Origin of the sequence: Halapricum desulfuricans (assembly GCF_017094525.1) — an archaeon.
In the GTDB taxonomy this organism is placed as follows: Archaea; Halobacteriota; Halobacteria; order Halobacteriales; family Haloarculaceae; genus Halapricum; species Halapricum desulfuricans.
Window position 1 is genome coordinate 1,357,049 of sequence record NZ_CP064788.1, and the last position, 19,568, is coordinate 1,376,616.

23 protein-coding genes and 1 tRNA gene are annotated in these 19,568 nt (G+C 63.6%); 15 read left to right on the forward strand and 9 right to left on the reverse strand.

Annotation, left to right across the window (positions count from 1 at the left end):
* Positions 1–2 precede the first annotated feature (2 nt).
* The 5 genes from HSR122_RS06945 (at position 3) to HSR122_RS06965 (ending at position 3,626) form a co-directional block, all read left to right on the forward strand.
* The gene (locus HSR122_RS06945; protein WP_229112062.1) at positions 3–1,052 is read left to right on the forward strand and encodes an ABC transporter ATP-binding protein; all 1,050 of its coding nucleotides are present in this window, start codon (positions 3–5) and stop codon (positions 1,050–1,052) included.
* The gene (locus HSR122_RS06950; RefSeq protein WP_229112063.1) at positions 1,049–2,383 is read left to right on the forward strand and encodes an ABC transporter ATP-binding protein; all 1,335 of its coding nucleotides are present in this window, start codon (positions 1,049–1,051) and stop codon (positions 2,381–2,383) included. Before HSR122_RS06945 ends, HSR122_RS06950 begins: the two co-directional genes overlap by 4 nt.
* Positions 2,343–2,765, forward strand: a complete 423-nt coding sequence (locus HSR122_RS06955; RefSeq protein ID WP_455428717.1) for a DUF7555 family protein — start codon at positions 2,343–2,345, stop codon at positions 2,763–2,765. Before HSR122_RS06950 ends, HSR122_RS06955 begins: the two co-directional genes overlap by 41 nt.
* 88 nt (positions 2,766–2,853) lie before the next feature.
* Complete coding sequence (locus HSR122_RS06960; protein ID WP_229112065.1) at positions 2,854–3,474, forward strand: DUF7529 family protein; 621 nt, start codon at positions 2,854–2,856, stop codon at positions 3,472–3,474.
* 67 nt (positions 3,475–3,541) lie between these two features.
* Positions 3,542–3,626, forward strand: a tRNA-Leu gene (locus tag HSR122_RS06965).
* A gap of 207 nt (positions 3,627–3,833) precedes the next feature.
* Here HSR122_RS06965 and HSR122_RS06970 read toward each other — a convergent pair.
* Entirely contained in the window at positions 3,834–4,007 is a 174-nt protein-coding gene (locus HSR122_RS06970; protein ID WP_229112066.1) for a hypothetical protein, read from the reverse strand.
* Positions 4,008–4,198: 191 nt separating this feature from the next.
* Here HSR122_RS06970 and HSR122_RS06975 point away from each other — a divergent pair, with 191 nt between their 5' ends.
* Positions 4,199–4,627 carry a class I SAM-dependent methyltransferase gene (locus HSR122_RS06975; protein WP_267491233.1) on the forward strand — a complete coding sequence of 143 codons (429 nt, stop codon included), beginning with the start codon at positions 4,199–4,201 and terminating at the stop codon, positions 4,625–4,627.
* A 15-nt stretch (positions 4,628–4,642) separates the two neighbouring features.
* Here HSR122_RS06975 and HSR122_RS06980 read toward each other — a convergent pair whose 3' ends face one another.
* On the reverse strand, positions 4,643–4,816 hold the full coding sequence (locus tag HSR122_RS06980) for a hypothetical protein (protein ID WP_229112068.1): 174 nt from the start codon (positions 4,814–4,816) through the stop codon (positions 4,643–4,645).
* 132 nt (positions 4,817–4,948) lie between these two features.
* Between HSR122_RS06980 and HSR122_RS06985 the strand changes: the two genes are divergently transcribed.
* The 3 genes from HSR122_RS06985 to HSR122_RS06995 all read left to right on the forward strand — a co-directional run bounded on the left by HSR122_RS06985 (position 4,949) and on the right by HSR122_RS06995 (position 8,122).
* The gene (locus tag HSR122_RS06985) at positions 4,949–5,512 is read left to right on the forward strand and encodes a J domain-containing protein (protein WP_229112069.1); all 564 of its coding nucleotides are present in this window, start codon (positions 4,949–4,951) and stop codon (positions 5,510–5,512) included.
* 69 nt (positions 5,513–5,581) lie between these two features.
* Positions 5,582–6,262, forward strand: a complete 681-nt coding sequence (locus HSR122_RS06990) for a phosphoglycolate phosphatase (protein WP_229112070.1) — start codon at positions 5,582–5,584, stop codon at positions 6,260–6,262.
* 255 nt (positions 6,263–6,517) lie between these two features.
* Entirely contained in the window at positions 6,518–8,122 is a 1,605-nt protein-coding gene (locus tag HSR122_RS06995) for a GTPBP1 family GTP-binding protein (protein ID WP_229112071.1), read from the forward strand.
* On the opposite strand, the gene HSR122_RS07000 is transcribed toward HSR122_RS06995, so the two are convergent.
* Together HSR122_RS07000 and HSR122_RS07005 are read right to left on the reverse strand one after the other, a co-directional pair.
* The gene (locus tag HSR122_RS07000; protein ID WP_229112072.1) at positions 8,106–8,819 is read right to left on the reverse strand and encodes a type 1 glutamine amidotransferase; all 714 of its coding nucleotides are present in this window, start codon (positions 8,817–8,819) and stop codon (positions 8,106–8,108) included. The two genes, HSR122_RS06995 and HSR122_RS07000, sit on opposite strands and share 17 nt — an antisense overlap.
* Positions 8,820–8,879: 60 nt before the next feature.
* The gene (locus HSR122_RS07005; RefSeq protein ID WP_229112073.1) at positions 8,880–9,176 is read right to left on the reverse strand and encodes a hypothetical protein; all 297 of its coding nucleotides are present in this window, start codon (positions 9,174–9,176) and stop codon (positions 8,880–8,882) included.
* Between the two features lie 9 nt (positions 9,177–9,185).
* On the opposite strand from HSR122_RS07005, the gene HSR122_RS07010 reads away from it, so the two are divergent.
* The 3 genes from HSR122_RS07010 to HSR122_RS07020 all read left to right on the forward strand — a co-directional run bounded on the left by HSR122_RS07010 (position 9,186) and on the right by HSR122_RS07020 (position 10,448).
* Positions 9,186–9,359, forward strand: a complete 174-nt coding sequence (locus HSR122_RS07010; protein WP_229112074.1) for a protein translocase SEC61 complex subunit gamma — start codon at positions 9,186–9,188, stop codon at positions 9,357–9,359.
* Positions 9,359–9,796: a transcription elongation factor Spt5 gene (locus HSR122_RS07015; RefSeq protein ID WP_229112075.1), complete on the forward strand. Its 438-nt coding sequence runs from the start codon at positions 9,359–9,361 to the stop codon at positions 9,794–9,796. Before HSR122_RS07010 ends, HSR122_RS07015 begins: the two co-directional genes overlap by 1 nt.
* A 76-nt stretch (positions 9,797–9,872) precedes the next feature.
* A complete protein-coding gene (locus HSR122_RS07020) occupies positions 9,873–10,448 on the forward strand; it encodes a DUF7524 family protein (protein WP_229112076.1) in 576 nt (191 codons plus the stop codon).
* Between the two features lie 213 nt (positions 10,449–10,661).
* On the opposite strand, the gene HSR122_RS07025 is transcribed toward HSR122_RS07020, so the two are convergent.
* From HSR122_RS07025 to HSR122_RS07035, 3 genes are all read right to left on the reverse strand, one after another.
* Positions 10,662–11,627 carry a phytoene/squalene synthase family protein gene (locus HSR122_RS07025; RefSeq protein WP_229112077.1) on the reverse strand — a complete coding sequence of 322 codons (966 nt, stop codon included), beginning with the start codon at positions 11,625–11,627 and terminating at the stop codon, positions 10,662–10,664.
* A gap of 175 nt (positions 11,628–11,802) precedes the next feature.
* Positions 11,803–12,054: a hypothetical protein gene (locus HSR122_RS07030; RefSeq protein ID WP_229112078.1), complete on the reverse strand. Its 252-nt coding sequence runs from the start codon at positions 12,052–12,054 to the stop codon at positions 11,803–11,805.
* Positions 12,055–12,376: 322 nt separating this feature from the next.
* Positions 12,377–13,633, reverse strand: a complete 1,257-nt coding sequence (locus HSR122_RS07035) for a Glu/Leu/Phe/Val family dehydrogenase (RefSeq protein WP_324254653.1) — start codon at positions 13,631–13,633, stop codon at positions 12,377–12,379.
* Between the two features lie 168 nt (positions 13,634–13,801).
* Between HSR122_RS07035 and HSR122_RS07040 the strand changes: the two genes are divergently transcribed.
* Complete coding sequence (locus HSR122_RS07040; protein WP_229112079.1) at positions 13,802–14,395, forward strand: protein sorting system archaetidylserine decarboxylase; 594 nt, start codon at positions 13,802–13,804, stop codon at positions 14,393–14,395.
* Positions 14,396–14,428: 33 nt separating this feature from the next.
* Here HSR122_RS07040 and HSR122_RS07045 read toward each other — a convergent pair whose 3' ends face one another.
* Positions 14,429–17,257 carry an AAA domain-containing protein gene (locus HSR122_RS07045; protein WP_229112080.1) on the reverse strand — a complete coding sequence of 943 codons (2,829 nt, stop codon included), beginning with the start codon at positions 17,255–17,257 and terminating at the stop codon, positions 14,429–14,431.
* 60 nt (positions 17,258–17,317) lie between these two features.
* Positions 17,318–17,806: a hypothetical protein gene (locus tag HSR122_RS07050; RefSeq protein ID WP_229112081.1), complete on the reverse strand. Its 489-nt coding sequence runs from the start codon at positions 17,804–17,806 to the stop codon at positions 17,318–17,320.
* A gap of 82 nt (positions 17,807–17,888) precedes the next feature.
* On the opposite strand from HSR122_RS07050, the gene HSR122_RS07055 reads away from it, so the two are divergent.
* Both HSR122_RS07055 and HSR122_RS07060 read left to right on the forward strand, forming a co-directional pair.
* The gene (locus tag HSR122_RS07055) at positions 17,889–18,434 is read left to right on the forward strand and encodes a hypothetical protein (protein WP_229112082.1); all 546 of its coding nucleotides are present in this window, start codon (positions 17,889–17,891) and stop codon (positions 18,432–18,434) included.
* Between the two features lie 209 nt (positions 18,435–18,643).
* Entirely contained in the window at positions 18,644–19,399 is a 756-nt protein-coding gene (locus HSR122_RS07060; RefSeq protein WP_229112083.1) for a hypothetical protein, read from the forward strand.
* Positions 19,400–19,568 lie beyond the last annotated feature (169 nt).

Here is a 19,568-nt window from a genome sequence, read left to right on the forward strand (position 1 = left end):
CAATGAGTGACGAAGAACCGATCCTGTCGGTGGACAACCTTCAGACCGTGTTTTACACCGACAGAGAGACGATACGAGCCGTCGATTCGATTAGTTTCGACGTCAGGCTGGGCGAGACAGTCGGCATCGTCGGCGAGTCAGGTTCCGGAAAGAGCGTCACTGCACGCTCGATCATGGGTTTGATCGACGCTCCCGGACGAATCGAACCGGAATCCTCGATCACGTTTGATGGACAGGAGCTCACCGATCTCTCGGAGGCGCAGTATCAATCGATCCGTGGCAGCGGTATCGGGATGGTCTTCCAGGACCCACAGCAGTCGTTGAATCCGGTCTACACAATCGGAAATCAGATCCGCGAGTCACTGCGGATCAACCGCGACATCACGGGGAAAGAGGCGATCGAAGAAGCGACGAACTTGCTCGAATCAGTCGGTATACCGGACGCAAAGCGCCGACTCGACGAGTATCCACACCAGTTCTCCGGAGGAATGCGCCAGCGAGCAGTCATTGCGATGATGCTGGCTTGCGATCCCGATTTCCTGATCTGTGACGAACCGACGACCGCACTGGACGTGACGATCCAGGCCCAGATCCTCGATCTCCTCAAAGAACTTCAGGAAGAGCGAAACCTGTCAATCCTATTTATCACCCACGACATGGGTGTCATAGCGGATGTCGCCGACCGCGTCAATGTCATGTACGCTGGACAGATAGTCGAACAGGCACCGGTCGAAGAGCTGTTCGAGAACCCGAGACACCCCTATACCAGAGCACTCATCGACTCGATTCCGGGCGAACACTCTCGGAAAGAGGGGCTCCAGACGATCGAGGGCAGTGTGCCGACCCCGAACGAACCGGCGGATTACTGTCGGTTCGCACCCCGCTGCCCGAAAGCGTTCGGTGCCTGTGATAAAGTCCCGCCACAGCACGTGTCCGTGAGCGACGAAATCGACCATACAGCGGCGTGCCTGTTGTACCCGGAGGGCGAACCGGAATCGAGTCGAATCGAGACACATCTGGCGAAAGGCGACGGAACGGAGGACGATACATGAGCGAAACGATCGGAGAGTCAAAATCAACCGTTCGGGACGATACCCTGATCGAAGTGAGCGGTCTAAGAAAGCACTACGGCGGTGACGGGATCTTCGCAGGGCCGCCAGTGAAAGCTGTCGACGGTGTCGACTTCACGATCGAGCGTGGCGAAACGCTCGGGTTGGTCGGCGAATCAGGCTGTGGCAAGAGCACGCTCGGCCGGACGTTATTGCGACTCGAAACGCCCACCGAAGGCTCGATCTTGTTCGACGGGACGGACATTACGACACTGTCCGGATCGGACCTGAAAGAGTGGCGGCGAAACGCCCAGATGGTGTTTCAGGACCCCGAATCGAGTCTCAACGACCGGATGACTGTCGGCGAGATTATTCGTGAGCCGCTCGACGCTCACGATTGGAAGGGCAAGCAAGACCGCCGCGAGCGTGTGCTCGATCTGCTGGACGCGGTTGGCTTGAGCGACGAACACTACTTCCGATATCCACACCAGTTTTCCGGCGGTCAGCGCCAGCGAGTCGGGATCGCGCGAGCACTGGCTCTCGAACCGGAGTTTCTGGTTCTGGACGAACCCGTCTCGGCACTGGACGTGAGTGTACAGGCCAAGATTATTAGTTTGCTCGAAGACTTGCAGGAAGAGTTCGACCTCACATACCTGTTTATCGCGCACGACCTGTCTGTTGTCCGTCATATTTGTGATCGAGTCGCGGTGATGTATCTCGGAAAGATTATGGAACTGGGCGAAACCGAGGACCTGTTTCAGAATCCTTCGAATCCGTACACGAAGTCGCTCATATCGGCCATTCCCAGGCCGGACCCGACGGACGCGACGCGGCGGATAACGCTTCCGGGGACGCCACCGAGCCCACGTGACGCGCCCGCTGGCTGTCCGTTCGCGACGCGCTGTCCCGCGAAAATACGCCCCGAATCGCATACCGACCTTGATGAGGACGTTTGGGACCGGATCGAACAGTTCCGTGAAATCATCCGAGAGCGGTCCCGAATGGATCTCAGTACGGCAGACATTGCGAAGCGAGGACTCGGCCGGTTCTCCCGGTTCGACGATATCAACGAGACGGCTTCGGACCTGTTCGGAGACATCGATGTCCCTGCAGATATCGCGGAGCATATCGACGTAGCGGTCGAATACGTCGAAGACGGGTATCCGAGTAAGGCCAGAGAGTACCTGTACGAGGAGTTCAGCAGTGTCTGCGACCGCGAAAAACCGGAAAATCACGTCGTTTCGGAGTCGGATCGGTACAGTTACTGCCATCGCCACACGAACGAGTACGAAGATGTCGATACGGTCCTCTCCCGCCGTACAAGTGACGAGTGAAATATACCGTTCTATCGAGTTCGCGTTTTGGGTCGGCACCGTCTCGGTGATGATCGTTGGCGTGAGCGCGGTAGGAGCCGTGCTCTTCGGAAGCGGGCTGCTGACGCTGAAATATATCCTTTTCGTCGTCGGCTTCGTCCTCTTCGGGATCGGAAGCTTCGGAATACAGCCCAAATCGCCCCGGAAACGGAAGAAACGGATCACTGTCGATTCCGACGATCCACTCGCGTTCGAAGAGCGGATTCAACAGTTACCACCACTCGATGACAATCCTGTCCCGCACCCTGACCGGATCAGCCGGAACATAAAGGTATTCGTGACCAGCCTGGTCGTACTCGGAGTGTCACTGATATTGGAATACGCACTCGGCGTCTCGGTGTGAGACACGACAGTACGCTTTCTACTCTCGGATATCAGTTCGAGACGATATTCGGCACACCGTCGTGTCGAATCCGTTCGAAAGCGTATAGTTGGCAGTACCAGTCGGTGTCGACACGCACACGTATCCGGATACCATTTATTTGTCCGCAGCGAGAGATACAGATATGGTTCGAACAGGTCCGGACGGAGCGGGTCCCGACACGAGTGAGCATCTGGCGCAGGCGAGCGACGAAGCACAGAGCGGCTGGGAACAGACGGTCGAAGACATGCGGCGAATGGCAGCTGACCGAGCGGATACCGGGTACGAAACAGTAACCATCGCTGCGGGGGATACAACCCCGAAGCCGCCGTCGTCCGGGGATACCGACGAGTGGGGGCTCTCGTATGTAGTTCCGAGCAATTTTGCGGACGATTTTCTGGACGCATACGAACAGGCAACGTTCGAGGAAACCGGAGTTTACCAGGCCGAATCAATGGGATTCGCGTTCGTGGTCACTGAGTGTCTCGACCACGACGCGAACATCGCGCTGTTCATCGCGGGAACGTACCAGCTCCAGTTCGCGGCACCGCTAGTTAGAACTGCTATGGATCGCGACCAGATGTACACGCACGTACAGAAGATCGACGGAACGCACTTGGGGACGATTGAGCATGACGACCCGTCAGCTTTTTTTCCGGATCCGGAACGGATCTACGCCTACGAGATGTAGGGCCACACCTGCGATTCCGTCTCCGATCCGAAACCGCTTTTCGGCTCCCACTCCGAGTTGCGGACGCGCGAGGGTGGCTGAGCCTGGCCAAAGGCGGCGGGCTTAAGACCCGCTCCCACAGGGGTCCAGGGGTTCGAATCCCCTCCCTCGCATGAGTGTGCGGCACAACATCGCGCCGCACCGAATCGTCTGGTGGATTCGAAGCCTACCAGTCGCGCGCAGCGAAGCGAGCACGTCTGGGTTCGGTTCGAATCCCCTCCCTCGCATAGCGAGGCCGACCGAAGGGAGGCCTCGAGGAAGCGAACGGCGAGCGAAGCGAGCCGTGAGCCCCAAATGCAGCAGTGGGATTCGAACGAGTCTCACTCCGACTGTCCGTGCGGGCCGGGCGGTCCTTCGAACCCGGTCTCCATCATCTCGCACTCGCCGTTCTGGTTGATGAGGATCCGTCCCTGATAGCCACACGAACCGCTGTTGTTGTACCTGCAGCGCGTGCACCGACACTCGAGATCCTTTCCTGAGCCTGGGAATGACATACAGGCTATTACGCACCAGAGCCCTTGGGAGTATGGGTCAGTGACGTGGTTCAGGACGATCGAACGACGGTATTATCGGCCACCGCGTCTCCTGTCGGCGTATAGAACAGCTATACACCGACAATCCGGAACTCTACGACGCGATCCAGTCGGAGTGGGACTACGACCGGGACTGCGCGTTCGTCCGCGATCTGCTCGATGGCCGAGACCCTGAAGATCTGCGGTTGCTGGAGATCGGGTGTGGAACCGGCGAACACACCCGCCGGTTCGCCGCGGACGGCTACGACGTGACCGCCATGGACCCGAACGAGGGGATGCTCTCCCGTGCCAAGGAGAAAATCGATGTCGACTATCACGCCGCCGGCGTTCCGGGAATCCCGGTCGATTCGGAGTTCGACGTCGTCGTCGCGATCGACGTTGGCGAAGCGGACGACAGTCGATACGCCCGGATCGTGCAGATGAACCCCGACGGCCACGTCTGCGTCGACATGCGGCCAATAACGCCGTTCAACGATCTGGATATCGCGCTGGCGCTGGCCGAACACGGACTCGACATCGAACCGGTCGACGGTTACGGCCCGGATGACGATCGAACTGTCTTCGTTTGCACGCCGCGCTGATACGGGCACGCTCGCCTAGAATCGATACGTATCCGCGTCGTCCCGATCCCCTCCGATCTCCGAACCACACTCGGTGCAGACTCCCAGTTCGGCGTCATAGTGACGGTCACAGACCAGCCGCCCACACCGGTCACAGACGTGGTCAACGTCCGGCTGTCCACAGACGTCACAGAGTCCCGAGACGCTCATGTCTGACGATAGCACGCACGAACGCTTGACACTGGTGGTAGCACGGCTGCCACGTCTCCGGTGCGACCCAGAAGTCCCGACACGCTCTGCCGCTGCCGGGACGTTTAGGCGTCGCCTGTCCGAAGGCAGTCCGTGTACGAATCACGCCTGCTGGTCGGGCTCGCCGCGGCGTTCGGCGGGATGGCGCTTTTGCTCGCGCTCCTCGGCGTCGTCTACAACCCGATCGTGCTCGCGGTCGCGGCAGTGTTCGGTGCCGTGGCCTACCTCCTGTGGATCCACGGCACGGGCCGGCTCGCGGGCCGTCTCTACGCGCGCGTCCAGCGGCAAGCCGAGCGAAACGCGAGATGCCGGGGCGATCGCGACGCCCGCCGCGGGCGGGCAGAGGGGCAACGAGATCGCGGCGGGTTCGGGGCCGGTCCTCGCGGGGACTGGCGACCACCCGGTTCCGGGAGTCGGAGACACCGGCGCGCCGACCAGCGCAGCGGTGGTACGCAAAAGCGACCGCCCGGGCAAACCGACAGTCCGAGCGTCGCGGAGGCCGCCCGCAGACTCGGTGTCGATCCTGAGGCCGACCAGGAGACGATCAAACGGGCCTACCGGGAGAGAGTGAAAGCAGTGCATCCAGACACCGACGGCGGCGACGAAGAGCGGTTCAAGCGCGTCGCGGCCGCCTACGAGCGGCTCAAAGACGAGTGACACGCGACAAGGAACGACAGGGAACCGACCAACACAAGTCGGATATATCGAACGCTCTCACGGACAGATATGACTGACGCGCCGCCGCTCACAATCGACGTCGACGGAACGCTGACCGACGGTCAGGGAGCGATCGATCACCGGACCCTGCCGGCACTGCGGGAGTGGCCCGCCCCGGTCGTGATTGCGACGGGCAAGTCGATGCCGTACCCGATCGCACTCTGTCACTTCGTCGGAATCGAGGGGCGGGTGGTCGCCGAGAACGGCGGGGTCGTCGCTGTCGCCGACACCGACACGCTCCAGTTCCAAGGGGACCGCGAAGCCGCACTGGCCGTCACCGATGCCTACGTCGAGGCCGGATACAGCCTCGGGTGGAGCGAGGTCGACTTCGTCAACCGGTGGCGTGAGACCGAGATCGCAGTCGCCCGCGAGCAACCGCTCGAACCACTGGAATCGATCGCCGCCGACCACGGACTGGAGGTCGTCGACACCGGCTACGCCTATCACGTGAAGTCCCCGGACGTGAGCAAGGGGAAGGGGCTCGAGGTTGTCGCCGGGGAACTCGGGCTCGACCCGGCGGCGTTTCTGGCGATCGGCGACTCGGAGAACGACGTCTCGACGTTCGAGGTCGCTGGCGAGGCCGTCGCAGTCGCGAACGCCGACGACGCCGCGCTCGCGGCGGCCGATCGAGTCACTGAGGCGGCATACGCCGACGGGTTCTTCGAGGCGATCGGTCTCGATCCGGCCTGATGGTGGTCGGCTTTCGCCACCGCTCTGCTGTGATACCGTACTGTTCTGCGGTCGGTGCGGACGGGATGTACTGTAATACGGTCGGTTGTAAGTCTGTTCCAGATCGATCGCATCCGTTATGCGATCGTACCGGTAAATCGTTACAACCGACCGTATAAATCGTTCCACGCATCTGGCCCCGAGATATAGCGATACAGACCTGTACTGTGGCGTATGCGGGGAAGGCTTATAATAGCGCCGCGATTACCCACGCCCATGAGCCCGGACCGGGCCCCCCTCGAACGCGCGCTCGAACGCGGCGAGCAGGAAGGGGGCAGCGTCGAGTTCAAGGAGCGACTCAGCGAGGACCTCCACGCGACGGAGGGGCGATTCGAGAGCCTGGCGGCGCAGCTGCGCCACCGCGTGCTGAGCGGTGACGGCGAGGCGACCTACGTCGTCGGCGTCACTGACGACGGCGGCCTCGCCGGTATCGAACCCGAGACGTTCTCCGAGTCGATGGACGTCCTCTCGCTTCTGGCCGACGAGGCCGGCGCACACATCGCGGACGTCCAGACATGGAGCGTCGAGCGCGGCGGCATCGTCGGCGTCGCCACGATCCGGGAGGGGACGCGACTGGCCGACGACGAGCACATCGTCGTCGGGACCGCGGGCCACGTCGACCACGGCAAGTCCACATTGGTCGGATCGCTTGTGACCGGCCAGGCCGACGACGGGCAGGGCAGTACCCGGTCGTATCTCGACGTTCGTCCCCACGAGATCGAGCGGGGCCTCTCGGCGGACCTCTCCTATGGCGTCTACGGCTTCGACGAGGACGGGCCGGTCCGGATGGACAACCCCGACCGCAAGTCGGATCGAGCGCGCGTGGTCGAGGAGGCCGATCGACTCGTCTCGTTCGTCGACACCGTCGGCCACGAGCCGTGGCTGCGAACGACCATCCGCGGGATCGTCGGCCAGAAGCTCGACTACGGCCTGCTGACGGTCGCGGCCGACGACGGCCCCACGCGGACGACCCGTGAGCATCTCGGCATCCTGCTGGCGACCGAACTCCCGACGATGGTCGCGATTACTAAGGTCGATCTCGTCGACGACGACCGCGTCGCCGAGGTCGAACGCGAGGTCGAGCGACTGCTCCGGGACGCCGAGAAGACGCCGCTGCCGGTCGCCCGCCACGGGGTCGATGCAGCGGTCGAAGAGATCTCCGAGACGGTCGTTCCGGTCCTGCGGACCTCGGCCGTCGACGGCACCGGGCTGGAGACGCTCGACGAGGTGTTCGAGCGCCTCCCGAAGACCGAGACCGCCGCTGACGGCGACTTCGAGATGTACATCGACCGAACCTACAAGGTCAGCGGCGTCGGCGCGGTCGCCTCGGGGACGATCCGTTCAGGTCGTGTCGAAGCCGGCGACGAGCTCCTGCTGGGACCGATGGCCGACGGCACTTTTCGGGAAGTCGAGGTCCGCTCGATCGAGATGCATTACCACCGCGTCGACGAGGCCGAGGCCGGCCGTATCGTCGGGATCGCGCTCAAGGGCGTCCGCGAGGCCGACGTCGAGCGCGGGATGGTCCTGTTGCCCCGCGAGGCCGATCCGACGCCGGTTCGGGAGTTCGAGGCCGAAGTGATGGTCCTGAATCACCCGACGCGGATCGGCGACGGCTACGAGCCGGTCGTCCACCTCGAGACCGTCAGCGAGGCGGCCGCGTTCTACCCCGAGGGCGGGCAGCTGCTACCCGGCGACACCGGCCGCGCGCGGGTTCGGTTCAAGTTCCGACCGTACTGCGTCGAGGAAGGACAGCGGTTCGTCTTCCGAGAGGGGCGTTCGAAAGGCGTCGGAACGGTCACGGACATCACTGGCCCGGAGTAGCCGGATCGATCCGGCAGACCCGCTCGCCGGCGACGACGCGCCGGAAGTTCTCGAAGACGAGCCGCGCCTGTGCGGCCGCGGCGTGGTTGTCCTCCGTGACAGTCTCGAGTGCCGCGTGCTTTTGCTCGTCGGAGATATCCTTCCCTTCGATGACCCACCGGGCGGAATCGAGGTCGTATTCGGGATGGAACTGGACGCCGTAGGTGCGCCCGAGCTGGAACCCCTGTAGCGCCGCGTCGTTGCGCGCGATCACGCGTGCGTCGCCGGGGAGTTCGACGACGGCGTCGGTATGGGTCTCGAAGGCGGTGAACGTCCGTGAGACGCCGTTGAACAGCTGAGACGCGCCGGCGCGCCGGACCGTCCGGTAGCCGAGTTCGCGCTCGCCCATTGCCTTGACGCGACCGCCCAGCGCTTCCGCGAGCAGCTGGTGGCCCCAGCAGACCCCGAGCATCGGGATCCCGGCCTCGTGGGCCGTTCGCGCCCAGTCTTCGACGTCGGCGATCCACGCGCGGTCGTCGTAGGCCGAACACTGCGAGCCGCTGATGATCGCGCTGTCGAAAGGGAAGGGGCCGGGCTCGGGCGGTAGTTCCCCCTCGCTGACCTCGAAAACCGTCACCTCGCCCTGCAGTTCCCGCCGGAAGTTGCGTCGCACGGGCGTCTCCCCGACCGAGGCGTCGAGCAGCGCGAATTCGACCATTGTATTGTAGGGTACGCGCACAACAGCGAAATATGTTGCGCCCCGAACGGGCCAGCGGCGCTACGCCGATCCAGTGAGATCCGCCTCGAGGACGAAGAACGGTTCGTCGGAGATCACTCCGTCGGCGGCGACCGCCTCGAACAGCGCCCGCGCGGCGTCGGGCCCGTCCCACACGCTGTGGCCGTAGACGGCCCACGTCTCGACGCCGTCGCCGGTCTCTCGTTCCCGCTGGCGCACGCGTGCGGTCGTCGCTCGCGTTCCCGTCTCGTCGTCGGTTTCGATCGGGACGGGGTCGGCTCGAGACGCGCCGTGCGTCCGACGCGGCGAATGGATAGATAGAAAAGTGCTGACGGGCAACCGTGGAACATGCACGTCCCGACAGAGCTATCGTCATACATTCGCGTACTCAAGCTGGCGAGTACGCCCTCCTGGAACGAGTTCTCGCAGGTGGCCAAGATCGCCGGGGCCGGGATCCTCCTGGTCGGCTTTCTCGGTTTCTTGATCTTCGCGTTCATGTCGTTCGTCCCGGGTGGTCCGTGATGGGAATCTACGCTGTCAAGACCACGGCAAGCCAGGAACGCACCGTCGCGGACATGATCATCAGCCGCGAGGAGGAGGAAATCCACGCCGCGCTCGCGCCCGACTCGCTGACGAGCTACGTGATGGTCGAAGCCGACGACATCTCGGTCTTCGATCGGATCCTCGACGAGATCCCCCACGCCAACGGGGTCGTTCAGGGCGAGTCCTCTATCGCGGAAGTCGAGCACTTCCTCTCGCCCAAACCCGACGTCGAGGGGATCGCCGAAGGCGACATCGTCGAACTCATCGCCGGCCCGTTCAAAGGCGAGAAAGCACAGGTCCAGCGCATCGACGAGGGCAAAGACCAGGTGACCGTCGAACTGTACGAGGCGACGGTCCCGATCCCCGTGACGGTGCGGGGCGACCAGATCCGCGTGCTCGACTCCGAAGAACGATAGGACTACGACGAAGGTTGCCAGCACCACCGAATAAAAACGACGAAGTTTTTTCTACCGTCGCTGCACAGTAGAGGACGTGACAGATACGTTGCCGGTCCACGTCAACCGGGGTCAGTTACACGGACTTGAGGTCCCGAACGAGGTCGAGGTGAGTGGATCGTTCGACGTGGTCCTGCAGAACCACGGGGAGTCGGTCCACGTTCACCTGCATCTGGACGACGCGCTCTCCGATATCGCGACGCTGGCGGCGAACAACCACCACGTCGCAAGTGACTCGTCGCGGCGTGTCACCGTCGACGTGTCGGGATCCGGACCAGCCCGTGGAAAACTCAAGGTCGTTACTGCCTACGGTGCGACGACTCGGTACGTAGACGTCGTCCTCACCGAACCCGAAAACGAACGGCGGGACGTCACCGTCGACGAGTCGCTTTCGAAACCACAGCCGCAGGCAGTGTCCGCCCACTCGGGGACGACCGATCCGGGCGCGTCAGATTTCCCCCTCCGTCCCGAGATGGCTGTCCTCGGACTCGGTGGCGTCGCGCTGGCGATCGCCGCCGTCGCCGCGCTCGTGCTTGACAACACCGTCGTCTTGCTGGGTTCATTCGTCGTTCTCGCTGGTGTCCTCGTCGCTGTCTATCAACTCATACGGTAGCAGCCAAGCAGCGTCCGTGCTACTGGTGGCTAGACGTTCGTAACGATAGCTGGCACGACGGGGTGCCAGATCAGTTCGAAATAGTATCGTCACCAGTATGCGCAAACGTCGCCGGACATTGCGTATGCCGATCATACGGTCGGTTGTAAGTCTGTTCCGGATCGATCGCACCCGTTATGTGATCGTACCGGTAAATCGTTACAACCGACCGTATCAGTCGTGGGTCGCCGGCATCACGTTCTCGGCCACCGATTCGGGATGGGGCCCTCGCATCGAAGCGTCTTCCGGTATCGCGCTGACGGCGTAGAACGTCGTCTCCGGGTCCCGGTGTTTCCGCCAGTGCCACCAGGTCTTGGCTATCAGATAGAGCTTGCGGGCCCGACTCAAGTTCGCGTCCCGACCGATCGTGTCGAAATCGACCTGACGGATCTTCCGGTGGTGGTCGGCATAGAGGACGGCAGCGAGCAACACCGCGAACTGACAGTCGTCAGGGAGATAGCGGATCCCGGCGACGCCGTCGCGGTAGAGGCGCTCCGTTCGGGCCATCTCGGCACGCATCGCGGCCTTGAGCGATTCAGTGGCCCGGCGCTGGACAATGTCCTCCTCGCTGGCCCCGAACTGTTCGAGCGTCTCCAGCGGGAGATAGATTCGACCGTATTCGGAGATGTCTTCGCCGACGTCACGCAGGAAGTTCGACAGCTGGAACGCCTCTGCCAGCGACGCCGCGTGTGGTCGTGCCGTCTCCTTCTGTTCGGGATCCATCACGTCCAGCATCATGTTTCCGACGGCGACGGCCGATCCGCGCATGTACGCCTCGAGGTCCTCGTAGGTCTCGTAGCGGTCCCGCTCGATGTCCTGCTCCATCGCGTCGATGAAGGTGTTCACGTCCGCGTCCCGGATCGAGGTCCGTTCGTGCAGCGACTGAAACGCCGACAGGACGTCGTCGTCGGCAGGCTCTTCGCCCAGTGCCTTCGCACGGAACGATTCGAGCCGTTCGTACTGCGCTTCTGGCGGGAGACCGTCTGCCTGATCGACGACCTCATCAGCGATCCGAAAGAACCCATAGAGGACATAGGTGGGTTTGCGAATGCGCTCGGGGAGCAACCGCGTGGCATAGTAGAACGTCTTGCCGGTCTGCCTGTGGATTTCCTTGCTCGTGGTGATATTGTCGTCTAACATCGAGATCGAAGGGTGTTACTTCCTACTGGGAGTGAGAGACAGTTAGTTCTTTGCCTGACAGAAACCGACACCGGGAACGGGGACGTGTCGAGGGGTTCGTGTTGCAACGGTACCCGCTCATATGTGGGCCACAAGAATAAGTCGAACACCCAAATGGTTCGGGCAGCGCGAACGGTCACGGGGCGCGCTGACCGGGCCGCGGCGGATTCACGAACAGCGCGTCAACGACCGCGATCGCGCTGAACACGGCCCCGAGACCGATAGCCACCTGCACTGAAATCGGCGACAGATGTCCGAACAACACCGCACTGAAAAACGCCAGCGGAATGGCCACGAGGACGACGTCGTACCGACTCAAGTCGGGGCCCGTCGCGCGTGTCTCTGACTGCTGTTCGGCCGGTTCGACGTACCTGTCGCTCGTAGCCATTCTCAACACACCTCCTCACGTAGTACTATGGACGATTCCGACTAAAAAACTTACGGCGATATAGTTCTCCAAACACACGAAATGCCTTTCTCAAACTAACTTGCTGACGCAGGAGATTATTCTTATATTATTTTAGAATATAGAGCACGACAGGGGCGAACATAGCGTGTCCGAAACAGCACAATAGATAGTCTCTGCGCCGACAATAGGTTGTGTATCTCGCAGCGGACAGAGCGGGAATGTCCTTCTGGGGCTTGTACTCCGGGGTGTCAACACACGTGCGAAAAGTTATAGTGTCAGCCTCGACCGGCTCCCGGACAGATCACGGGAAAAGGCCGGACTTCTCGGCGGCGTCGAGCACGCGCTGGATCGAGACGGTGTACATCGCAGTCCGGAAGTTCGGCGTGCCGCGCTCCTCGTAGGCGGTCGTCATGGCGTCGAAAGCGTCCGTAACGAGCCGTTCGAGCTCCTCGTTGACCCGCTGTTCGGTCCAGCCGAAGCGCTGGCGGTTCTGCACCCACTCGAAGTACGAGACCGTTACTCCGCCGGCGTTTGCCAGGATGTCGGGGACGACGTAGACGTCACGGTCGGCGAGCACGTCGTCGGCGTCGGGCGTGAGCGGGCCGTTGGCCGCCTCGATGATCACGTCGGCCGACACGTCCTCGGCGAGGTCGGCGTCGATGGCGTTCTCCAGTGCCGCGGGCACGAGGATGTCGACGTCCAGCGTCAGCAGTTCCTCGTTGGTCAGCTGCCGGCTCGCACCCTCGTAGCCGACGACGCTGCCCGTCTCGGACTTGTGCTCTTTGACCGCGCGAGCGTCGAGCCCGTCGGGATCGTAGACCGCACCGCTGGAGTCGCTGACTGCGACGACGTCCGCGCCCTGGTCCTCGATCAGTCGCGCACCGATCGAACCGGCGTTGCCGTAGCCCTGCACCGCGACGGTCGCCTCGGAGATGTCCCGATCGAGGTACTCGAACGCTTCCCGGGCGGTGATACTGACCGACCGGCCCGTCGCCTCGACGCGACCCTTGCTGCCGCCGTTGTCCAGCGACTTCCCGGTGACGACGCCGGGTTCGGTCGTGTCCTCCAGGGTCTCGTAGGTGTCCTTGATCCAGTCCATCTCCCGCTGGCCGGTGTTGACGTCGGGAGCGGGGATGTCCTTGTCCTCGCCGATCAGCGGTCGCAGTTCCGTCGCGAACGTCCGGGTGATCCGTTCGAGTTCGGACTCGCTGTACTCGGAGGGGTCGATCTCGATACCGCCCTTGCCGCCGCCGTAGGGGATGTCGACTGCCGCGCACTTGTACACCATCCAGCCCGAGAGCGCCTTCACTTCCGCGCGGTTGACGCCCGGGTGATACCGGATCCCGCCCTTGTATGGGCCGCGGTCGCCGTTGAACTCCGAGCGATAGGCGCGGAACGTCTCGATCGACCCGTCGTCCATCTCGACCGACAGCGTCGTCTCGAGCACGCGTTCGGGCTGTTTGAGCCGATCGATCATCCCCTCGTCGGCGTCGAGGTATTCGGCCGCGTCGTCGATCTGCTCCTGTAAACTCTCGAATGGGTTTACTTCGTCCACCATATCCTACCGGAAATCGACGACTGGCAAAAAGTTACCGTTCTCTCCCGCATTCCGATAAACGATTGAACATTTTCCAGAGCGGTACCAGTGGCGCCGTTTCGCATTGGCTCCACAGTCCACGGGGCGAGGTCGAATCGCTTAAGCGGCTGTCACCACCCATGGACGGGTATGTCGCGCTGGTTCGCGCCGGGGACGTGGTGGTACGCGTTGCCGCTGTTGCTCATGGCCGGTCCGTTCATGTGGGTCTTGCCATCGGTTGGAGCCGGATCCGCCATCGCGGGACTCGCAGTCCTGTACTTTCACCGCGATCCCGACCGCGAGACGCCCGCGGCGGGATACGTCTCGCCGGCGGACGGGACAGTTTCAGTCGTCCGCGAGGAAGACGGTCGCCTGCGCGTCGGCGTGTTCATGAACGTCTATCACGTCCACGTCAACCGCGCTCCGACCGCCGACGCGGTGCAGGAGACGACGCACGTGCCCGGCGCTCATCGACCGGCGTTCTCCAAGGAATCGGATCGCAACGAGCGGCTTCACGTCGACTTCCCCGACTACCGCGTCACGCTGATCGCCGGTGCGTTCGCCCGCCGGATCCATCCGTACGTCGAGGCCGGTGACACGGTCGAGCGCGGCGAGCGTATCGGACACATCTCTTTCGGGAGTCGCGTGGACGTGCTGTTCCCGCCGTCAGTGACCCGCGAGGATCTGGTGGTCGAGCGCGGCGACTCAGTCCGGGCCGGCGAAACCGTGCTCGCGGACCCGTAGCTGGCTGTCTGGGCCTCGCCGCCTGCTGTCCTCCTACCGCGCCCACTCGACCATCTCGGCGTAGGTCTCGTCCGTCGAGAGCGCGTCGGCGTCCCCAACCAGAACCAGCGACCGCTTCGCGCGCGAGAGCGCGACGTTGATCCGCCGGTAATCCTCGAAGATCGGTCCGTCGAGGTCGCCCGTGGCGACGAACGAGACGACGATCACCTCCTTGCTCGATCCCTGAAACCGGTCGACGGTATCGACTGCCACGTGGTCGTCCAGTCGCTGACCGATCTCGGCGACCTGCGCGCGATACGGCGCGATGACGCCGATGTCGTCCCGGGAGACGCCGGCCGAGGCGAACTCCTCGACGACCTGTGCGACCGCATCGGCCTCCTCGGGATTGGTGTTCCCGTGAGCGTGACCACCCGGATCAACGAACGCGACTCGACCCCGGAGCCGCTCCGGGAGTGCGGACGGGTCGACGCCATCGAGGTCGCCGACGTGCCGGCTCGCGACCTCGCCGGTGGCAGGACGCAGCTGTCCGTCGTAGAACGCCTGCGAGGGGAACGCCTGAATGCGCTGGGCCATCCGGTACTGCCGATCGAGCAGGACGCCGGCCTCCGGGTGGGCCTCGATGAGCCGCTCGAAAAGCGACCGTCCGAGGTCTGCCTGTGGGTGTCCGCCACTCTCCGCTCCCGTCTTGCCGTCCGTTCCGCTGTCTTCGGATCGCACGACCGGGGGTAGCTGCCGGTGATCGCCGATCAGGACGAACCGGTCGGCGAGGTTCGTCGCCGCGAGCGTCCCCGGTTCGGTGAGCTGGCCGGCCTCGTCGACGACGGCCGCGTCGAAGCGCTGCTCGCGAACGACACGCGAACCACACGAGGCCGTTGTCGCCGCCACGACCGGCGCGTCTTCGAGCCTGGTCGCCAGTTCGTCCGGGTCGCCGGCCTGCTCGAGCCTGAACCGCTGCATGTCCTCGCGGACACCGCTCTCGGTCCCGACGCGGACGACGTCAGTGAATCCCTGTTCGACCAGCGCCTCGATCGCGTTGTCGACGGCCCGGTTGGTGAACGCCGACAGGAGCACGTGCTCGCCGCGATCGACGAGTTCCCGGACGATCTTCGCGAGCGTGTAGGTCTTGCCCGTGCCGGGTGGGCCGTGGACCAGCGCGAAGTCCTCCGCGCTGACCGCCCGCCGAACGGCCTCGTCCTGGGCCGGATTGTTGTCGACGAACGTCTCAGACGGACAGTCGAATTCCGGATCGCGTCGGCCGAAGAGCACGTCTTTGGCCGACTGGGGCTGTTTGAGCACGGCGTCGTGCAGCGCGGTCAACAGCCGGTCGGTCGACAGCTCCGAGGGGTAGATGTCGAGCCGGCGGAGTTCGACCGGTTCGTCCGCCGTGACGACGATCTCCTGACCGCTCGCCGACCCGTCGCTCGAACTGTCGGCGTCCGGCGACGGTCCGCCGAGCCGCTCGACTCGCGCGAGTTCGGCCTCGCCCCGGATCGGGTGGCCGTCGCTGGCCAGCACCACGTCGCCTTCCCGTATTTTCGAGGTCGCGCCCGTGCCCGCGGCGCGCAACTCCCAGCGGCCGCCGTCGATCTCGCGGCGTCCGAGCGGCTGGAGGTCCACGAGCGCGCGGTCGTCGTCGGCCCGTTCGGTCGGGCCCTGCCGCCAGAGTTTGGCGTACTCGCGGTGGACCGCCCGGCGTTCGGCCTCGATCGCCCGGTAGAACCGATCGAAATACGCCCGCTCCCGTTCGGGGATCGGACTGCCGACCTGCCCGGCCTTCGACTCCTGATCGAGCCGCCCGGAAACGGCCATGCAGGTGTCCTGCTCGAAACAGTACTCGCACTTGGCGTCGCCCTCGTAGCCCGTCGGGACGTCGGTCCCGTACTCCGTCGCTGCGATCGCGTTCCGCGCACGGAGGACGAACTCCAGGAGCCCGGACCCGATGGAGAACTCCTTGGCCGGCGAGAGGTCACCGCCTTCCTCGGCCCGGTCGACGGCGGCGTTTTTCGTGTACAGTAGCGTTCCGGTGTCGGGCGCGGCCGCGAGCGCGGAGGGCGTGTCGGTATCCACCGTGGCCCCGCCGTCGCCCATCATGCTCGCGGCTGAAGTCTCTTCGGCCGCTCGCTCGCCGAGGATCAGCGCGTAGGCCGCGGCCTGGATCTTGTCGTGAAAGCGCGGCTCCCGTCGAGTGTTCTTGCCCGTCTTGAGTTCGACCGGCATTCCCCGGCGGACGGCGTCGGCGCGGCCCTTGATGCCGTATCGCTCGCTGATCAGGGTCATCTCCGAGCGCCACTCGTCTCGCTCCGTGAGCGTCCCCTGGGCGAGCCAGCCCTCGATGGCGCGGGCGTGATCGCGCACGTCCTCGGCGACACTGTCGCTGTCCCGGCCGAGCAGGCCTAGTTCTAACCCGGCGGCCTCGACCTGCTCCTCGACTGCGGTATCGATATCGCGCCCGCGAAGCAGGTCACCGAACACCTCGTGGACGATCGTCCCCTTGACGACCGGGTAGGCCAGCGGGAGCCCGTCGATCTTGTTGAGGTAGTACATCCGCGGGCACTGCACCCACGCGCGGACGTCGGTCACGTCCACGACGAACTCGGGTTCGACGACCACCGTCGTGTCGCTCCCGGTAGTGTACTGGGTCTCCCCCTGGTAGGTTCGCTTCTCGGCGTCGTAGACGGCCAGCTCCATCCCCGGTTCGAGTTGCTCGGCGTTCTCGACCCAGTCGCCCCACAGCGTCACCGTCGTCGGTTCGCTGCGGCCGCGGTCCGACCGGACAGTGACTTCACAGAGCTCGCGCTCGCCGTACTGCGTGCTGACGGTCTCGGGATCGTCGACTTCGACGACGACACCGCGAACGTTCACGGGTCCAGTCTGGACCGCACCGGGAAAAACGCTGTCGGTGCCTAGTCCGGGGCGGCACTCCTACGGGGACGTCGAAACGTTCTCCAGGCGGAGGGCGGTCAACTCCACGTACCGGTTTCCGGTCGGACAGAGCTCAGGCTGGCCGGGATCGGACCCGTACCACTCGACTGTGACCCGATCCGGCCCGGAGAGTTCGAACCCGATATCACCGGGCGGAACCGTAACCGAATCGCCGCGAGACAGCGTCTCGTCGTCGCTGATCCACTCGCGACTGGCCGCGTCCGGGCTGGTTGCGCTGCGAACCGAGACGACGATCCGGTCGGTCCCCGGACCGCCGACCGTGTCCTTGCCGACGTACGTCGCCGTGACGGCCGAGCCGTTCGTGGAGACGGTAAACTCGGCGGTCGGCGCTTCGACCGTCCCGGTCCCGCCACAGGGTGCGCCGGGGACGACGAACAGTCCGGCGTACGCGAGCACGACGCCCCCGAGGAGGAGCGCGACCGGGCCGAAGACGACGACGGCCCAGCGCCGACCTGTGACCTCTGCCATCGGTAGTGGTTCGCCCGCAGTGGCAAAGAACGCGCCGGTTCCGATCGACATGTTCATTCTCCGTCAGACACAACCCTCGAGTATGCGCGTTCGTGACTGGCAGGACATCCTCGAAGACGTCGTCGAGAACGACAACAATCCCGACCAGTGGCGAGCGGTCGGCGGCGACCGCCGATCCGGCATCGGCGAGGACCTGTATCTCGCCCACCCCTCCACGGGCGTCTACCAGCTGAAGACCTACGCGAAAAACCCCTACGAGGTCGAGGGGGTCGGCACGCAGGTCGCCCGGCGGATCGACGACGAGATCGATCCGCTGTTCCCCGAGGAGGGCAGCGGGCTGTTCGGCGTCCAGCAACCGATCGAAGACGAACGCGAGGCCGAACAGAAGGCGAAGGATCTGGAGACGGTACTCGAAACCCACGCCGACGCCCCGACGACGCCCGAAGCGCTGTTCGAAGACCTCATGGAAACACTCGACAGCCCGGCCTACGGCCCGATGGAGTTCGACACGCACGGCCGTCCCGACTCGATGACTGACCTCACCGACACCTTCGAGGAAGCGGAAGAGCTGCTCGATGCCGAACTCGAAGACCTCATCGACGAGGGCGTGACGCGCGGCTTCCAGTGACGAGCGGTTGTATTCACTGATAGTGATCGTTGTACCGATTTACCGGTGCGACCGCACGGCTTCGTGCGGTCGACCCGAGACAGACGTACAACGGCCACGCTGAAACGACGGTGCAACCGACATTTTGAAGGTGTGATCTGCTAGACTCTCAACCGGTTCGCGCTGCGGGGCCGTCTCATCGACGAGTCGCGTGCGCGGCAGGAGAACAGATGTCACAGAATATATTCACGACACGGCAACACTGGTGGAACGACGGGCTGCCCGACGGCGTGCCAGTAGGCTCTTCGATAGTTATCACGGGGCCCGGCGGCACGGGCAAGCCGATCCTGGCACTCGGATTCGTCGCCTCCTGGATCGAGGCCGGTGGTAGCGTGATAGTTGCGCCGTTGCAGTTCCCCGACCCAGCGTTCGTCAACGGTATTTTGAACGATCTCTACGGACTCGATCCCGGCGCCCACGAGCGGAGCCTCACTCACGTGGCGTTGGATCCGGAAGCTGACGGTCTTGAGCAGCGAGCGGACGGTCAGCTGACGGCAGATCTGGTCCGGCCCGACAACTGGGATCGGCTCCTGAAGACCGCCTCGCCGGCAGTCGAAGACGGGCCCGGCGTGTTGCTATTCTCGACGGCACTGAACCTGCCGTTGCTCTCGCCGTCCTATGCGGAATCGTTGCTCGATCAGTTCGAAACGTTGTTCGACGACGAGTCGCTCACGACGCTGTTCTGTGTCTCTCGATCGATGATCGAAACCCGCGCTCGAGATGTCGAGTCGATGGCTGACGTGCTGGTCGAAGCCAGCGTTGAGAGCGACCCCAAACGACTGCAGTTGCAGGTCGTTCGGGCGCCGGATGTCGCATCCGCATCCGAAACGATCGAGACACCGTTCGCGCCGGACGAACTGGCTACGATCGAAGAACTGGCCGACGAATATCGCGTCACACCGGTTCAGACGATCCGAGATATCTGAGTATAAATAATTATGGTTTACAGATACACAGCGTGCGACCCAATAACGAGGGAATAATTGGAAAGAAAGCCAATATTCCGCACGTTTGTCTGTGGCTTGCGGCCAATTCTCACACAACGCTTTTACTGGACTGAAACTATTATTCATGTATGGACTCCGTCAGTCCCAC

Bases quoted from the DNA above. Each gene is read 5' to 3' on its own strand.
- HSR122_RS06945 (WP_229112062.1), top strand. From the start codon at position 3: ATGAGTGACGAAGAACCGATCCTGTCGGTGGACAACCTTCAGACCGTG.
- HSR122_RS06950 (WP_229112063.1), top strand. From the start codon at position 1,049: ATGAGCGAAACGATCGGAGAGTCAAAATCAACCGTTCGGGACGATACC.
- HSR122_RS06955 (WP_455428717.1), top strand. From the start codon at position 2,343: ATGTCGATACGGTCCTCTCCCGCCGTACAAGTGACGAGTGAAATATAC.
- HSR122_RS06970 (WP_229112066.1), bottom strand. From the start codon at position 4,007: ATGTCATTCCCAGGCTCAGGAAAGGATCTCGAGTGTCGGTGCACGCGC.
- HSR122_RS06980 (WP_229112068.1), bottom strand. From the start codon at position 4,816: ATGAGCGTCTCGGGACTCTGTGACGTCTGTGGACAGCCGGACGTTGAC.
- HSR122_RS06990 (WP_229112070.1), top strand. From the start codon at position 5,582: ATGACTGACGCGCCGCCGCTCACAATCGACGTCGACGGAACGCTGACC.
- HSR122_RS06995 (WP_229112071.1), top strand. From the start codon at position 6,518: ATGAGCCCGGACCGGGCCCCCCTCGAACGCGCGCTCGAACGCGGCGAG.
- HSR122_RS07000 (WP_229112072.1), bottom strand. From the start codon at position 8,819: ATGGTCGAATTCGCGCTGCTCGACGCCTCGGTCGGGGAGACGCCCGTG.
- HSR122_RS07010 (WP_229112074.1), top strand. From the start codon at position 9,186: ATGCACGTCCCGACAGAGCTATCGTCATACATTCGCGTACTCAAGCTG.
- HSR122_RS07015 (WP_229112075.1), top strand. From the start codon at position 9,359: ATGGGAATCTACGCTGTCAAGACCACGGCAAGCCAGGAACGCACCGTC.
- HSR122_RS07025 (WP_229112077.1), bottom strand. From the start codon at position 11,627: ATGTTAGACGACAATATCACCACGAGCAAGGAAATCCACAGGCAGACC.
- HSR122_RS07030 (WP_229112078.1), bottom strand. From the start codon at position 12,054: ATGGCTACGAGCGACAGGTACGTCGAACCGGCCGAACAGCAGTCAGAG.
- HSR122_RS07035 (WP_324254653.1), bottom strand. From the start codon at position 13,633: ATGGTGGACGAAGTAAACCCATTCGAGAGTTTACAGGAGCAGATCGAC.
- HSR122_RS07040 (WP_229112079.1), top strand. From the start codon at position 13,802: ATGTCGCGCTGGTTCGCGCCGGGGACGTGGTGGTACGCGTTGCCGCTG.
- HSR122_RS07050 (WP_229112081.1), bottom strand. From the start codon at position 17,806: ATGGCAGAGGTCACAGGTCGGCGCTGGGCCGTCGTCGTCTTCGGCCCG.
- HSR122_RS07055 (WP_229112082.1), top strand. From the start codon at position 17,889: ATGCGCGTTCGTGACTGGCAGGACATCCTCGAAGACGTCGTCGAGAAC.
- HSR122_RS07060 (WP_229112083.1), top strand. From the start codon at position 18,644: ATGTCACAGAATATATTCACGACACGGCAACACTGGTGGAACGACGGG.